This window comes from Sediminicola sp. YIK13, assembly GCF_001430825.1.
Taxonomy (GTDB): Bacteria; Bacteroidota; Bacteroidia; order Flavobacteriales; family Flavobacteriaceae; genus Sediminicola.
On record NZ_CP010535.1, the window covers coordinates 3,298,691 to 3,314,176 of the forward strand.

Below are 15,486 nucleotides of genomic sequence, written 5' to 3' on the forward strand. Positions count from 1 at the left end.
AAAAGTAAAGTAACTATATTATAAATTATGGCGTCGCATTACGAAGCACCTATTCGAAAACCCCTAGTAATTGGAGACAAAGGTTACCACGATGTAACCGTTGATATTGCAGCTCCGGTAGAAGGGAAAGCCAATAAACACTGGTGGATTGTTTTTACCATAGCTCTATTGGCATTCCTTTGGGGAATCGGTTGTATTATTTATACTATTTCTACAGGTATTGGTACTTGGGGATTGAACAAAACTGTGGGCTGGGCCTGGGATATTACCAACTTTGTTTGGTGGGTAGGTATCGGTCACGCAGGAACGTTGATTTCCGCTGTACTTTTATTGTTCAGACAAAAATGGAGAATGGCCATTAACCGTTCTGCGGAAGCCATGACTATCTTTTCTGTGATCCAGGCAGGATTGTTCCCAATTATCCACATGGGTAGACCATGGTTGGCCTATTGGGTATTGCCAATCCCAAACCAGTTTGGATCGCTATGGGTAAACTTTAACTCCCCGTTGCTTTGGGACGTGTTCGCAATCTCAACCTATCTATCGGTATCGTTGGTGTTCTGGTGGACGGGATTATTGCCAGATTTTGCGATGATACGTGACAGGGCAGTAAAGCCTTTCCAGAAGAAGATATACAGTTTGTTGAGTTTTGGTTGGACAGGTCGTGCAAAAGACTGGCAACGTTTTGAAGAAGTTTCCTTGGTCTTGGCCGGTTTGGCTACCCCACTGGTACTTTCTGTACATACCATTGTATCTTTTGACTTTGCTACCTCGGTAATTCCAGGATGGCATACCACCATATTTCCACCGTACTTTGTTGCCGGTGCAGTTTTCTCCGGTTTCGCCATGGTGAACACCTTGTTGATCATTATGAGAAAGGTGAGTAACTTGGAAGCATATATTACGATACAGCATATAGAATTGATGAACATTGTAATTATGATTACAGGTTCTATCGTAGGATGTGCATATATTACAGAGTTGTTCATGGCATGGTATTCCGGTGTGGAATATGAGCAGTATGCATTCTTGAACAGGGCAACTGGACCATACGCTTGGGCGTACTGGGCAATGATGACCTGTAACGTGTTCTCTCCGCAGTTTATGTGGTCTAAAAAGTTAAGAACAAGTATCATGTTCTCTTTCTTTATCTCTATTGTGGTGAACATAGGAATGTGGTTTGAGCGTTTTGTAATTATCGTTACCTCTTTGCACAGGGATTACCTTCCATCTTCATGGACCATGTTCTCCCCAACTTTTGTGGATATAGGGATATTTATAGGAACAATTGGTTTCTTCTTTGTACTTTTCTTATTGTACGCCAGAACCTTCCCTGTAATTGCTCAGGCAGAAGTTAAGTCGATCTTAAAATCTTCCGGTGAGAAATACAAGACCTTAAGAGATGCTGGTAAGCCATTATATGAAATCAATAGAATAGCTGACATAAAGGAAAAGATTGTAGAGAAAAAGTCGCTTCCTGAGCCAGATTCCAAAGAGAAGGTATCTGCCTTATTAACATCAATTGGTGTATTTGACAGTGCTGTTGATACTCCGGATGATCTGAAGCAGGTGAAAGGTATTGGTCCTCAAATGGAGGCTACCTTAAATCAAATAGGAGTATATACTTTTTCTCAGGTAAGTAGAATGACCCCAAAAGAATATGACTTGTTGGACTCAATAACTGGATCGTTTCCAGGTAGGGCACAAAGGGATGATTGGGCAGGACAGGCTAAGATTTTAAATAACAAGAAGTAATTATGTCATCTAAAGTTATACATGCATTTTATAATGACGACGACGTGTTGATGCACGCGGTCAAAAAAGTAAAGGCTGCCAAATTTCATATAGAAGAGGTCTATTGTCCTTTTCCTGTGCACGGTTTGGACAAAGCCATGGGGCTAGCCCCAACAAGACTAGCTATTATGTCCTTTATGTATGGATGTATTGGTTTGGCAGTAGCCATTACAATGATGAACTATATGATGATTCAAGATTGGCCTCAGGATATTGGTGGTAAACCAAGTTTTAGTTATTTGGAAAACATGCCGGCCTTTGTTCCAATTATGTTTGAGCTTACCGTATTTTTTGCAGCTCACTTAATGGTGATCACTTTTTATATGAGAAGTAAATTGTGGCCTTTCAAAGAAGCTGAAAATCCAGATGTAAGAACAACAGATGATCATTTCTTGATGGAAATAGAGATTCATGATAATGAAGCTGAATTAAAAGAATTGTTGCTGAGTACAGGGGCAGTGGAAATTAATATTACAGAAAAGTAGTCATAATATTATGAGCAGTTTTAGCAAAATAGTAATTGTTTTAGGATTGGTTTTATCAGTAGCATCTTGTTCTGATAAAAATAGCCGAAACTACCAGTACATGCCCAACATGTATGTTCCTGTTGGTTATGAGACCTATGAAAAGGTAGATTTTCTTCCACGTCAAATGGAGGCTCAGTTACCTGCGGACAATACCATCCCTAGAGGCTGGATGCCCTATGAGTTTGAGAATGGTCCCGAAGGTAAGGATTTGGCCAAGTTACAGGCTAGCCCATTGGATTCTCTTCAGACAGAGGACAATATGAAGGTTGGAATGGAATTGTACAATATTTACTGTGCTATTTGCCACGGTGAGAAAGGGAACGGTGTAGGTACTTTGGTAGAGCGTGAAAAGATATTGGGTGTCCCAAGTTATGACGATGCGGCACGTAACATTAGCGTTGGAGGTACTTATCATACCATTTATTATGGGTTAAACTCCATGGGGTCTTACGCAGGCCAACTTAATCATAAGGAGCGTTGGCAAGTAGCCGAGTACGTTATGAAACTGAAACAAGACTTAACAAAATAATACATAGATTTAGAGTATGTACACTTTTTCAAATAGACTAAAAATTGCTTCAATTATTTTAATGGTTGTTGGCGCACTGGGTGTTGGAGTTGGATTCGTTTCAATGCCGTCCAATGTTGAAGAAGCAAAAGCTATGGTTGCCAGCCATGACGATGGGCACGGAAGTGATCATGGAGCTGAAACAATGCACGCTACAGAGGGTGAGCATGGAGCAGCTACTGCTGCCGAGGCACATGACTCTTCACATGACGAGCATTTGTTGCACCAATTACAGAACAGACCGTGGTCTGCGCTATATGTGGCAGCTTTTTTCTTTATGATGTTGGCATTGGGTACCTTGGCTTTTTATGCAATTCAACGTGCAGCACAAGCAGGGTGGTCCCCATTGTTGTTTAGGGTAATGGAAGGGATAACGTCCTACATAGTCCCAGGAGGAATTATCGTATTCGTTATTTTAGTACTTAGCACGATGCACCTGAACCATCTATTTGTTTGGATGGATCCGGAAGTAGTTGCAGAGGATAAGTTGTTGCAGGGAAAAGCGGGTTACTTAAATCCAACTTTTTTCCTGATCAGGGCAGCTATTTATTTGGCTATTTGGATCGGATACCGTGAGTATTCAAGAAAATTGTCATTACGTCAAGATGAGTCAAGCGATAACAGTAACTTTGTTAAGAATTTTAGAGTTTCTGCCGCATTCTTGGTGTTGTTCTTGATCTCGGAATCCATGATGTCTTGGGACTGGATCATGAGTGTTGACCCACACTGGTTCAGCACGCTATTTGGATGGTATGTTTTTGCCAGTATGTTTGTTTCTGGAATTACGGTAATCGCATTAGTTACCATATATTTAAAATCAAGAGGTTTCTTGCCAGAGGTAAATAATAGTCATTTACATGATTTGGCTAAGTTTATGTTCGGTATCAGTATATTTTGGACCTACTTATGGTTCTCTCAATTTATGTTGATATGGTACTCTAACATACCGGAGGAAGTAACCTATTTCGTGACGCGTATCGCGGATTACAAATTAGCATTTTTTGGCATGGTGGCCATGAACTTTTTATTCCCTGTTCTTATTTTGATGAACAGCGATTTCAAAAGGATGAATTGGTTTATTGTAATGGCCGGAGTTGTTATATTATGTGGACATTACATTGACATATTTAATATGATAATGCCTTCTACTGTAGGGGATCAATGGTATATTGGGATTCCTGAAATTGGAGCGGTATTATTATTCGCTGGACTGTTTATATTTTGGATCTTTAGGGCAATGACAAAAGCCGCAATGCAGCCAAAACGTAACCCGTTCATAGAAGAGAGTAAGCATTTTCATTATTAGAATTAGTTTTAAAGAATAATATCAAATCATACAATGACTGCATTATTAACAATAGCTGTTTTAGTATTAGTGGCAATTGCAATTTGGCAAATGACCAAAATATTTGAATTGTCTCAGATCAAGACAGATAATTCGCAAATAGCAAACGACAAGGATAACAAGTATAATGGTTACCTTATGTTTGCGTTTTTGATATTCCTATACGGGATTACCATTTTTAGTTTCTGGAAATATAGCAAAGTATTGCTTCCTGAAGCTGCATCTGAACACGGTGGGGAATACGATAGTTTGATGATAACATCATTTGTTATTATTTTTATCGTTCAAACGTTGACACAGGCTTTACTGCATTACTTCTCGTACAAGTATAGAGGTGAAAAAGGTAAAAAGGCCTTGTTTTATGCTGATAATGATCGCTTGGAGTTCATTTGGACCATCATCCCAGTAGTGGTTTTGGCCGGATTGATTCTTTGGGGACTTTATACATGGACCAACATCATGGATATCAATGATGAGGATGATCCGTTGATCGTTGAATTATATGCGCAACAGTTTAACTGGACAGCGAGATATGGTGGAGAGGACAATGTTCTTGGTGAGGCCAACGTAAGGATGATAGATATAGATAGAGCCAATGTAATGGGATTGGATGAATCCGATCCAAATGCCGGTGATGATATTATTGTTAAGGAATTACATTTGCCTGTAGGTAGAAAGGTGAACTTTAAAATGAGGTCTCAGGATGTACTGCATTCTGCATATATGCCACACTTTAGAGCTCAAATGAACTGTGTTCCAGGTATGATTACACAATTTTCCTATACTCCTACCATTACAACAGAAGAAATGCGTCTAAATCCAGACGTAGTGGATAAGGTGAAAAGAGTAAATGGTATCAGGGCTGAAAGAGCGGCCCAAGGTTTGCCCAACTCTGATCCTTGGGAATTTGATTATATATTGCTATGTAATAAGATTTGTGGAAAATCACATTACAACATGCAAATGAAGATTATTGTAGAATCTGAAGAGGATTACAACAAATGGATGGCTGAACAGCAGACATTTGCGGCTACAATTGCTTCAATCCAGGAATAAGGCTATAAAAAGAAAATTAATATAAAATAAGAATAGGATTATGTCTGCAACAGCACACGCACAAGCACATGTAGAGGATCACGCAGATGATCATGGGCATCATCATAAAGAAACCTTTATTACTAAATATATATTTAGTCAAGATCATAAGATGATTGCAAAGCAGTATTTGATTACTGGTTTGATTATGGGATTTATCGGTATCGCAATGTCCTTATTGTTTAGGATGCAATTGGCTTGGCCCGGTGAATCTTTCCCAATCTTTGAAGCATTATTGGGTAAATGGGCACCTGGAGGAGTAATGGATGCTGATGTCTATTTGGCGTTGGTGACCATCCACGGAACCATCATGGTATTTTTCGTTTTAACGGCGGGCCTAAGTGGTACGTTTAGTAACTTATTGATTCCCTTGCAGATTGGTGCGAGAGATATGGCCTCTGGTCTTTTGAATATGATTTCGTATTGGTTGTTCTTCTTGTCTTCGGTGATAATGATCGGCTCCCTATTTTTGGAATCAGGACCGGCAGCTGCGGGGTGGACGGTTTATCCTCCCTTATCCGCTTTGCCAATGGCACAGCCAGGATCTGGAATGGGAATGACCATGTGGTTAACTTCCATGGCGATTTTTATTGCTTCCTCTTTACTTGGATCTCTAAACTATATCGTTACGGTGATAAACTTGCGTACCAAAGGGATGTCCATGACAAGATTACCATTGACAATCTGGGCGTTCTTCGTAACGGCAGTTATCGGGGTGATATCTTTCCCGGTATTATTTTCAGCAGCCTTGTTGCTGATCATGGATAGAAGTTTTGGAACATCATTTTTCCTTTCGGATATATTTATCCAAGGAGAAGTGTTGCACTACCAAGGTGGTTCCCCTGTATTATACGAACATTTGTTCTGGTTCTTGGGTCACCCTGAAGTGTATATTGTTCTGTTGCCTGCCTTGGGGATCACTTCCGAAGTGATGTCTACCAATGCACGTAAGCCTATCTTTGGATATAGGGCAATGGTTGCTTCTATTTTGGCCATTGCGTTCTTATCAACTATTGTATGGGGTCATCATATGTTTATTTCAGGAATGAACCCGTTCCTTGGATCGGTATTTACATTTACAACCCTATTGATTGCGATACCATCAGCGGTAAAGGCTTTCAACTATATAACCACCTTGTGGAAGGGTAACCTTCAACTAAACCCCGCCATGCTATTTTCAATTGGCTTGGTTTCCACGTTTATCAGTGGAGGTTTAACAGGAATTATTCTTGGTGATAGTACGTTGGATATTAACGTTCACGACACGTATTTTGTAGTAGCTCACTTCCACTTGGTAATGGGTATCTCTGCACTTTATGGTCTGTTCGCTGGTGTATATCACTGGTTCCCAAAGATGTTTGGAAAAATGATGAACAAAAACCTAGGATATGTTCATTTCTGGATCACTGCAATTTGTGCCTATGGGGTATTCTTCCCAATGCACTTTGTGGGGATGGCCGGTGTTCCAAGACGTTACTATCAAAATACGGCATTCCCAATGTTTGACGATCTTACCGATGTTCAAATATTGATCACTACGTTCGCACTTATCGCAGGTGCGGCTCAGATCGTTTTCTTGTACAACTTTATACACAGTATATTCTACGGTAAGAAAGCTGTACAGAACCCATGGCAATCTAACACCATGGAATGGACTACTCCTGTAGAGCACTTACACGGTAACTGGCCAGGAAAAATCCCGGAAGTACACCGTTGGGCTTATGATTACAGTAAGACCTATGAAAATGGGGAATACATAATACCTGGACAGGATTTCGTTCCACAAACGACCCCGTTGCAGGAGAATGAAGAAGAAATGAACCACTAAGGTTTTAAGATAAAGTAAAAACCCCCAACTAAAATTAGTTGGGGGTTTTTTTATATCCATAGCTAATGAATAGGTATTATACTATTTTATAATATCTTTAATACTGGTAATAAAAAGCCCAGCTGGGTAAAAATTAAAATGATGAAGAAATTAACTGTATTTCTGTTGCTCTTGATTCACGTAGGTGTTGTGGCACAGAGAAAACCGAAAATAAAGGGCAATAGGAGCGTTGCCGAGGTAAAGGAGGAATTATCGGCATTTAATGCCATAGAGCTAAAGGACGATTTGGAAATTGAATTGGTGAGAGCCCCAATGGAAGGCTACAAAGTTGTGGCAGACGATAATCTCATGGATGTTCTGAAGTTTAAAGTGGAGGATAGTACCCTTTACATTTCTTCTTTTTACAAGATACAATCCAGAAAGAAATTGGAGATTACCGTGTATTACACAGATTTGGTGCGGCTTGTTCAACAAGATGGGAAAATGGTGTCCAAAGAATCTATTGCAACTGATATTTTGGATATTCAAGTATTGAAATCTGCAAGGATGGAAGTCAATGCAAGCGCTGCATTGGTGCGTGTACAAATGGAGGAGAAAAGTTCAGGGGACTTCAATTTCGCAGCGGACTCCCTACATGTGAATATGAAGGATAGGGCAGATGCCAGAATTTATTCAGTGGGCCAATCTAGTTTTATAGAATTGTCTTCTAATGCTTCGGCTAGTATGGAAGGCTCGGTAGATATGGTACAAATAGAAGCCATTGATAATACCGACCTCAAAGCAGAGCGATATGAAGCAAAAACCGTTAAGGCTAAATTGGAAAACGCAACGAGTGCCTATTTAAGGGCTTTGGATGAGTTGGAACTGACTACCAGCGGTTCTTCCAAGACCTATATCTATAGCAATCCCAAGATAACTATTTTGGAGTTTTTGGATACTTCTGAGTTAATCAAAAGAAAGGACTAGAGCTTTAAATTAACGATCCATGCCCTAAAGAAGTAGTGGCATTTTCCATTATCTTTGTAGGTATATGAATGAGAACCTAGATCCAACGGCTGATAATCTTTCCAACGAAGAATTTGATATTGAAAGGGCCTTGCGCCCCATTTCCTTTGACGATTTTACGGGTCAGGAACAAGTTCTTGAAAACTTAAAGATTTTTGTTCAGGCCGCCAATTTAAGAGGGGAGGCGCTGGACCATACCTTGTTTCATGGTCCTCCTGGTTTAGGGAAGACCACCTTAGCCCACATTTTGGCCAATGAGCTTGGGGTAGGTATAAAAATGACTTCAGGCCCCGTGCTGGACAAGCCAGGGGATTTAGCAGGCTTGTTGACCAATTTGGATGAAAGAGATGTTCTCTTTATAGATGAGATACACAGGTTAAGTCCGATCGTGGAGGAATATTTGTATTCCGCCATGGAAGATTATAAGATAGATATTATGATAGAATCTGGGCCAAATGCCCGATCTGTACAAATCAATCTGAATCCTTTTACCCTTATAGGAGCTACCACCCGTTCAGGTTTACTGACAGCGCCCATGCGCGCCCGTTTTGGAATTCAGAGTAGATTACAATATTATTCCACGGAACTGCTTTCTACTATCGTGGAACGCAGTGCAGAAATATTAAAGACCCCAATCACCCAAGAAGCCGCTATTGAAATAGCTGGAAGGAGCAGGGGGACCCCTAGAATTTGCAACGCCCTATTAAGGAGGGTGAGGGATTTTGCCCAAATTAAGGGTAATGGAAAGATAGACATGGAAATTTCGCGCTTTGGGCTAAAGGCATTACATGTGGATGCCCATGGTTTGGATGAAATGGACAACAAAATATTGACGACCATTATAGATAAATTTAAAGGAGGTCCCGTAGGGATCACCACCCTGGCAACAGCAGTTTCGGAAAGTGCAGAAACCATAGAAGAGGTATATGAGCCTTTCTTGATTCAACAGGGTTTTATCATGCGTACCCCTAGAGGTAGGGAAGTTACAGAATTGGCCTATAAACATTTGGGAAGAATCAAAGGGAATGTCCAAGGCGGACTTTTTTAATCGCAATACTGAGTAGTCCATCATAATAATTAGGCATAAAGTCCCATAATCAAAAGAACAGTTTGAAGTTAGTGTCCAGGTTTCAAGTTTTAAAGAATGCAAGGAGAATCCTAAAAAATCCCTTGCCCTTTCACCACGAAAATTTTGAGGCCCATGGGGATTCCTTCAAAGTGCAATTAACAACCAAGGAAACGGTTCTTTTTACTAGAAATCCAGGGCTCATAAGGCACGTTCTGCAAAAGCAGCATAAGAAATTCGAAAAATCACCCCTTCAAACGGTGGATCTTGCCAAATATATTGGTCATGGTATCCTAACATCCAATGGAGAACATTGGCGGGTTCATAGGCGAATGGTGCAGCCGGCCTTTCACAAAAAGAAGCTGCATAATTTAATGGGGGTCATTAGGGAGGCCATACGTTTTGAACTCCAGCGGATAAAACCCAATACAGAAGAGGATGTATTTCCACTCATGGGGGACCTGGCATTTCAAGTGGTAGCAAAATCCCTTTTTAGCAGTACGGACATCAGGGACAAAATGTCCCAGTTGCAACATATTACGGAAGAGAATCAACGCATGCTGATCAAAGAGATGAGACAGCCCTATTTGCGATGGTGGTATAAGTTAAACGGCAAAATAGACCGGCACCTGGCCATGGCGAAGGAAGGTCAAAAGTTGCTTTTGGAAATCATAGAGGAAAGAAGGACTGCCGGTCTGGAAAAAGATGATCTCCTGGATATGCTCCTCAAGGCACGTTATGAAGATGGTTCGCCCATGTCTGACGAACAATTGATTGATGAGGTATTGATACTTTTTACTGCGGGCCATGAGACAACAGCAAATGCCCTCAGCTTTACTTTGTTTCTACTGGCAAGTCACCCAGAAATCCAGGAACAGGTTTATCAGGAAGTATCTAAGGTAGATTTTGAGGATCCCGAGATAGATCTCATGAAAGGTGCCATGCAGCTGCAATTGGTAAAACAGTGCTTGGAAGAGGCCCTGCGTTTGTACCCGCCGGCCTATGTGATAGATCGGATTGCCATAGAAGATGATTCTTTTGAGGGCATATCCCTGCCAAAGGGTACCTTGGTTTTAATGTCGGTTTACGAACTACACAGATATTCCGATTTTTGGGAAAAACCTTCCGAATTTATTCCCGGTCGATTCAATACTACGGATAAGAAGGATTATAGTGATTACTACTATCCTTTTGGGGCAGGGCCCAGGATGTGCGTTGGCAATAATTTTGCTATGTACGAAATGATCCTGGCAGTAGCGGAAATTATTAAAAAATACAAAATCAAAACCTCTTTGGAAAAAGTGGAAATCAATCCATTGATATCATTGAAGCCAAAGTGTGTACCTTTATTGTTTGAAGAACGATAATTGATTTGGGCACCATTCAGAAACATACCGAACTTATAAAGGCCGAAGCCAAAAGGCTTGGTTTCTTGTCATGCGGCATATCAAAAGCCGAATTTTTGGAAGAGGAGGCGCCCAGATTGGAACAATGGCTCAATAAGAATATGCATGGCGAAATGGGGTATATGGAAAACCATTTCGATAAACGTTTAGACCCGAGATTACTGGTCGATGGGGCCAAATCCGTCATTTCACTGCTGCTGAATTATTATCCACAGAAAGAACAAAACGACGATAGTTATAAGCTCTCAAAATACGCCTATGGACAAGATTACCATCATGTCATAAAAACCAAACTGAAGTCGCTCCAGGAATTTATCACCCAGGAAATAGGGGAAGTGAACGGGAGGGCCTTTGTAGATTCCGCACCCGTCTTGGATAAGGCATGGGCCGCTAAGAGCGGATTGGGGTGGATTGGAAAACACAGCAATTTATTGACCCAACAAGTGGGGTCCTTTTATTTTATAGCTGAGCTGATTGTCGACTTGGATCTGGAATATGACTCAAAAGTTACGGACCACTGCGGCACTTGTACCGCTTGCTTGGATGCGTGTCCCACACAAGCCATTGTGGAGCCATATGTGGTGGATGGCAGTAAATGCATTTCCTATCTTACCATAGAATTAAAGAATCAGATACCGTCCGATTTTAAGGGGAAAATGGACGATTGGATGTTTGGCTGTGATGTTTGCCAAGATGTATGCCCCTGGAACAGGTTCTCTAAATCCCACAACGAACCCCTTTTTAATCCACATCCAGATCTATTGTCGATGACAAAAAAGGACTGGGAAGAAATTACCGAGGACGTCTTCAAAAAAGTATTTCAAAAATCAGCAGTGAAACGAACCAAATTTTCTGGTTTGACAAGGAATATTGATTTTCTGAAATAAAACAGCAGTTCACTACATCGTTTTCGTAAGGTAAATTTTGATTTTCTTTTTAAGTTTTTTTTAAGAAGGAACTAATTATACTATATTCGGGGACTGTGGGTTTTGTGAATTCCTCAAGAATTGTCCAAGAAAATTAACAAATCATAATAACCGTATAGTTGTCCGTCTACGAACGAAGAGGCTGAAAACGTAACATATTTTAGTGCACATGGATAAGATTTTGACAATGATAAAAAAGCCGAAATTGAGTTTTTGGCAGATCTTTAATATGAATGTTGGTTTTTTGGGTATCCAGTACAGCTTTGGATTGCAACAAACCGCAATTAACCCCATATTTCTATTTCTGGGCGCATCGGAAGAAATGCTTCCTATTTTGAATATTGCAGGACCGGTAACTGGATTAATCATTCAGCCTATTATTGGTGCCATGTCCGATAAGACATGGTCTCCAAAATGGGGTCGGCGTAAGCCCTACTTTTTGATCGGTGCCATTATTGGCAGTTTGTGCTTGTTCGCATTTCCATCTAGTCCGGCCTTATGGTTCGCAGTAGGGCTATTATGGATATTGGACGTGGGTAACAATATGGCCATGGAACCATACCGTGCTTTTGTCGGTGATAAATTACCGGAAAAGCAATTGAGTCTTGGCTATCAAATGCAAAGTCTTTTTGTGGGTGCCGGAATTCTTTTGGCCATGGGATCAATTGTACTGTTCCAGTATATCTTCGGGGCCGATACCGTTGAAACTGCAGGAAAGATTCCTAAATGGATTTATTATTCGTTTTATATAGGAGGCATGCTCTCCATTACGACTATATTATGGTCTGTATTTAAAACTCCTGAAATTCCACCGACTGCGGAAGAATTGGCTGAAATCAATGAAACCAGGGAAAAGCCAATAGGCCAACGCATAGCAAAACCTTTTGCGGAAATTGTAAGCGCTATAAGGGAGATGCCGCTGTTCATGTGGAAGCTAGGTGCAGTCTATCTTTTTCAATGGTACGCGTTATTCGTATACTGGCAGTACATAACTCCTCTCTTCATGCTCACCATGGATTATGGGATCTCTGAAGCTGCCTCGCAATCGGCCCAAATGAGTTTGACTTATAACATTGTCACCATGATCGTCGCCTTGGCATTGGTCCCTTTGACTTTGAAATTTGGGGGTAAAAAAGTGTACTCCTTAAGTTTAGTGGGTGTGGCCTTGGCACTATTCTCCATTCCTTTCATTGGTGATCCAAAATTGGTGCTTGTTCCAATGGTATTGTTTGGTATTGGATGGGCCGCTATGATGGGCATACCATATACCATGGTCTCCAAAGTGGTTCCACAAGAAAGACGTGGGGTTTATATGGGTATTTTGAACATGATGATTGTTATTCCCATGGGAATTGAAACGTTGACATTTGGTCCCATCTATAAATATCTCTTGGGCGGAAATGCTGTTAACGCTATCCTTTTTGCTGGGGTGTTTTTTATAATTGCCGCAGTGCTGGCGCTGAGATTAAACGTTTCACGAGCCAAAGAATCCGTTGAGGCATAATATTCAATTAGAAAATACTTTTGTGCTTCAGCCTGGGAAGCTCATTTTGTTTGGATAAAACTAAGATCTTTTTACGCTTTTATAAAGATTACCTTTAAATTTGATTTTTTAATTCACATTTATATGAGCAAAGAAAAAAGGAGAAGGGAAGCTTTGGTCTATCACGCCAAGCCACAACCTGGAAAGATAAAGATTGTTCCTACGAAACCTTATGCGACACAGCGGGATTTAGGTCTTGCATATTCCCCTGGTGTGGCGGAACCTTGCTTGGAAATTGCAAAGGATAAGGATAACGTTTATAAATATACAGCCAAAGGAAATATAGTTGCGGTCATTTCAAATGGAACCGCGGTTTTGGGATTGGGTGATATAGGGCCAGAGGCCTCCAAGCCAGTAATGGAAGGTAAATGTCTTCTTTTCAAGATTTTCGCGGATATCGATGGTATAGATATTGAGATTGATACCAAGGACGTGGACAAATTTGTAGAGACTGTTAAGATGATAGCCCCAACTTTTGGCGGAATCAATCTTGAGGATATCAAGGCTCCCGAAGCCTTTGAAATTGAAAGAAGGCTAAAGGAAGAACTGGATATTCCTGTAATGCACGATGATCAGCACGGAACAGCAATAATTTCTGCTGCCGCTTTACTAAACGCTCTTGAGATTACCAAAAAGAAAATAGAGGACGTACGTATCGTCATCAGTGGTGCCGGTGCTGCGGCCGTTTCCTGTACCAAATTGTACAAGGCCTTCGGAGCCAGTGGTAAGAATATTGTAATGCTCGATAGCAAAGGGGTAATCCGAAGTGATAGGGATAACCTCACAGGGGAGAAACTTGAATTTGCGACCGACAGAAAGATTGACACCTTGGAGGAAGCGATGGTAGATGCCGATGTTTTTGTAGGTCTTTCCATTGCCAATATCGTAAGTCCAGAGATGTTGTTGTCCATGGCCAATAACCCTATCGTTTTTGCAATGGCCAATCCAGATCCTGAGATTGCCTATGAAATAGCATACAAGACGAGGGAAGATATCATCATGGCCACAGGAAGGTCAGATCATCCTAACCAAGTGAACAATGTGCTTGGATTCCCATTTATTTTTAGAGGGGCGTTAGATGTTAGGGCCACCAAGATCAATGAGGAAATGAAAATGGCGGCAGTTAAGGCATTGGCCGAACTTACCAAAGAGCCTGTTCCAGAACAGGTGAATATTGCTTATGGTGAAACTAGGCTGACCTTCGGGAAGGATTATATTATCCCTAAGCCATTTGACCCAAGACTTATATCAGAAATCCCACCAGCAGTAGCAAGGGCAGCCATGGAGAGTGGTGTGGCCAAAATGCCAATTGAAGATTGGGATAAATATAGGGAAGAACTCTTGCAACGATCCGGAAATGATAATAAGGTGGTTCGTTTGCTACATAATAGGGCAAAATCCAATCCGAAGAAGATCGTATTTGCCGAGGCAGATCATTTGGATGTATTAAAAGCAGCGCAGATCAGCTATGACGAGGGGATCGCCATACCTATCTTATTGGGTAGAAAAGAGGTTATCCTGGAGCTTAAAAAAGAGCTGGAATTTGATGCAGACGTGCCTATTATAGATCCCAATAGCGATGAATCCAGTGCTACCAAAGATAAATATGCACTAAAATATTGCGAATCAAGGAATAGAAGTGGCGTAAGCCTATACGGAGCTCGCATAAAAATGCGGGAGCGTAATTACTTTGGCGCGATGATGGTGAGGGAAGGGGATGCGGATGGTATGATCTCTGGATACTCAAGGGCCTATCCAACCGTGGTAAAGCCCATTTTTGAAGTTATTGGTAAGGCATCGGACGTGAAGAAAGTTGCTACCGTGAACATTATGATCACAGATCGTGGACCTTTGTTTTTAGCCGATACCGCCATTAATATAGATCCTAATGGGGAAGAATTGGCAGAGATAGCCAAGATGACCGCCAACGTTGCAAAAACATTCGGATTTCAGCCTGTGATGGCCATGTTGTCCTATGCCAACTTTGGTTCTTCCAACCATACCCATGCAGCAAAGGTAAAGCAAGCGGTCAAGATTTTGCATGAATCAAATCCTGATTTGGTGGTAGATGGAGAAGTACAGATCGATTTTGCCCTGAACAAGGAATTGCACCAAAGCAAGTTTCCATTTTCCAAACTGGCAGGGAAGAACGTCAATACCCTGGTATTTCCTAACTTGGAATCGGCGAACATTACTTATAAACTCCTGAAGGAATTGAATAAGGCAGATTCTATAGGCCCAATAATGGTAGGGTTGAGTAAATCTGTCCATATCATGCAATTGGGGGCCAGCGTTGATGAAATTGTCAACATGTCCGCCGTAGCCGTTGTGGATGCGCAAGAAAGAGAAAGAAGAAAAAAAGCAAAATCTGAGGCTAAATAAG

The 15,486-nt window shown here is 41.1% G+C and carries 12 protein-coding genes; all 12 read left to right on the plus strand.

The window, feature by feature from the left end; all coding sequences use genetic code 11:
• The first annotated feature begins 27 nt into the window (after positions 1 to 27).
• The 12 genes from nrfD to SB49_RS14720 all read left to right on the plus strand — a co-directional run bounded on the left by nrfD (position 28) and on the right by SB49_RS14720 (position 15,485).
• Positions 28 to 1,755: an NrfD/PsrC family molybdoenzyme membrane anchor subunit gene (nrfD, locus tag SB49_RS14665; RefSeq protein ID WP_082591127.1), complete on the plus strand. Its 1,728-nt coding sequence runs from the start codon at positions 28 to 30 to the stop codon at positions 1,753 to 1,755.
• A gap of 2 nt (positions 1,756 to 1,757) precedes the next feature.
• Positions 1,758 to 2,279 carry a DUF3341 domain-containing protein gene (locus SB49_RS14670; protein ID WP_062058088.1) on the plus strand — a complete coding sequence of 174 codons (522 nt, stop codon included), beginning with the start codon at positions 1,758 to 1,760 and terminating at the stop codon, positions 2,277 to 2,279.
• A gap of 10 nt (positions 2,280 to 2,289) precedes the next feature.
• A complete protein-coding gene (locus SB49_RS14675; RefSeq protein ID WP_062058091.1) occupies positions 2,290 to 2,850 on the plus strand; it encodes a c-type cytochrome in 561 nt (186 codons plus the stop codon).
• Positions 2,851 to 2,866: 16 nt separating this feature from the next.
• On the plus strand, positions 2,867 to 4,195 hold the full coding sequence (locus SB49_RS14680) for a hypothetical protein (RefSeq protein ID WP_062058094.1): 1,329 nt from the start codon (positions 2,867 to 2,869) through the stop codon (positions 4,193 to 4,195).
• 33 nt (positions 4,196 to 4,228) lie between these two features.
• Positions 4,229 to 5,290: a cytochrome c oxidase subunit II gene (locus SB49_RS14685; protein WP_062058097.1), complete on the plus strand. Its 1,062-nt coding sequence runs from the start codon at positions 4,229 to 4,231 to the stop codon at positions 5,288 to 5,290.
• Positions 5,291 to 5,330: 40 nt separating this feature from the next.
• The gene (locus SB49_RS14690) at positions 5,331 to 7,157 is read left to right on the plus strand and encodes a cytochrome c oxidase subunit I (RefSeq protein WP_062058100.1); all 1,827 of its coding nucleotides are present in this window, start codon (positions 5,331 to 5,333) and stop codon (positions 7,155 to 7,157) included.
• A gap of 138 nt (positions 7,158 to 7,295) precedes the next feature.
• Complete coding sequence (locus tag SB49_RS14695; RefSeq protein ID WP_145758403.1) at positions 7,296 to 8,123, plus strand: GIN domain-containing protein; 828 nt, start codon at positions 7,296 to 7,298, stop codon at positions 8,121 to 8,123.
• A 64-nt stretch (positions 8,124 to 8,187) separates the two neighbouring features.
• Positions 8,188 to 9,210, plus strand: coding sequence for a Holliday junction branch migration DNA helicase RuvB (gene ruvB, locus SB49_RS14700; protein WP_062058106.1), 1,023 nt, complete (start codon positions 8,188 to 8,190; stop codon positions 9,208 to 9,210).
• A 71-nt stretch (positions 9,211 to 9,281) separates the two neighbouring features.
• Positions 9,282 to 10,595, plus strand: coding sequence for a cytochrome P450 (locus SB49_RS14705; RefSeq protein ID WP_335337894.1), 1,314 nt, complete (start codon positions 9,282 to 9,284; stop codon positions 10,593 to 10,595).
• Between the two features lie 5 nt (positions 10,596 to 10,600).
• Positions 10,601 to 11,521, plus strand: a complete 921-nt coding sequence (gene queG / locus SB49_RS14710) for a tRNA epoxyqueuosine(34) reductase QueG (protein WP_062058112.1) — start codon at positions 10,601 to 10,603, stop codon at positions 11,519 to 11,521.
• A gap of 208 nt (positions 11,522 to 11,729) precedes the next feature.
• Positions 11,730 to 13,064 (plus strand): MFS transporter, encoded by a 1,335-nt coding sequence (locus SB49_RS14715; RefSeq protein ID WP_062058115.1) that lies wholly within the window; start codon positions 11,730 to 11,732, stop codon positions 13,062 to 13,064.
• A gap of 123 nt (positions 13,065 to 13,187) precedes the next feature.
• Positions 13,188 to 15,485 (plus strand): NADP-dependent malic enzyme, encoded by a 2,298-nt coding sequence (locus SB49_RS14720; RefSeq protein ID WP_062058117.1) that lies wholly within the window; start codon positions 13,188 to 13,190, stop codon positions 15,483 to 15,485.
• The last annotated feature ends 1 nt before the right edge of the window (position 15,486 follow it).

Bases quoted from the DNA above. Each gene is read 5' to 3' on its own strand.
- nrfD (WP_082591127.1), top strand. From the start codon at position 28: ATGGCGTCGCATTACGAAGCACCTATTCGAAAACCCCTAGTAATTGGA.
- SB49_RS14670 (WP_062058088.1), top strand. From the start codon at position 1,758: ATGTCATCTAAAGTTATACATGCATTTTATAATGACGACGACGTGTTG.
- SB49_RS14675 (WP_062058091.1), top strand. From the start codon at position 2,290: ATGAGCAGTTTTAGCAAAATAGTAATTGTTTTAGGATTGGTTTTATCA.
- SB49_RS14680 (WP_062058094.1), top strand. From the start codon at position 2,867: ATGTACACTTTTTCAAATAGACTAAAAATTGCTTCAATTATTTTAATG.
- SB49_RS14685 (WP_062058097.1), top strand. From the start codon at position 4,229: ATGACTGCATTATTAACAATAGCTGTTTTAGTATTAGTGGCAATTGCA.
- SB49_RS14690 (WP_062058100.1), top strand. From the start codon at position 5,331: ATGTCTGCAACAGCACACGCACAAGCACATGTAGAGGATCACGCAGAT.
- SB49_RS14695 (WP_145758403.1), top strand. From the start codon at position 7,296: ATGATGAAGAAATTAACTGTATTTCTGTTGCTCTTGATTCACGTAGGT.
- ruvB (WP_062058106.1), top strand. From the start codon at position 8,188: ATGAATGAGAACCTAGATCCAACGGCTGATAATCTTTCCAACGAAGAA.
- SB49_RS14715 (WP_062058115.1), top strand. From the start codon at position 11,730: ATGGATAAGATTTTGACAATGATAAAAAAGCCGAAATTGAGTTTTTGG.
- SB49_RS14720 (WP_062058117.1), top strand. From the start codon at position 13,188: ATGAGCAAAGAAAAAAGGAGAAGGGAAGCTTTGGTCTATCACGCCAAG.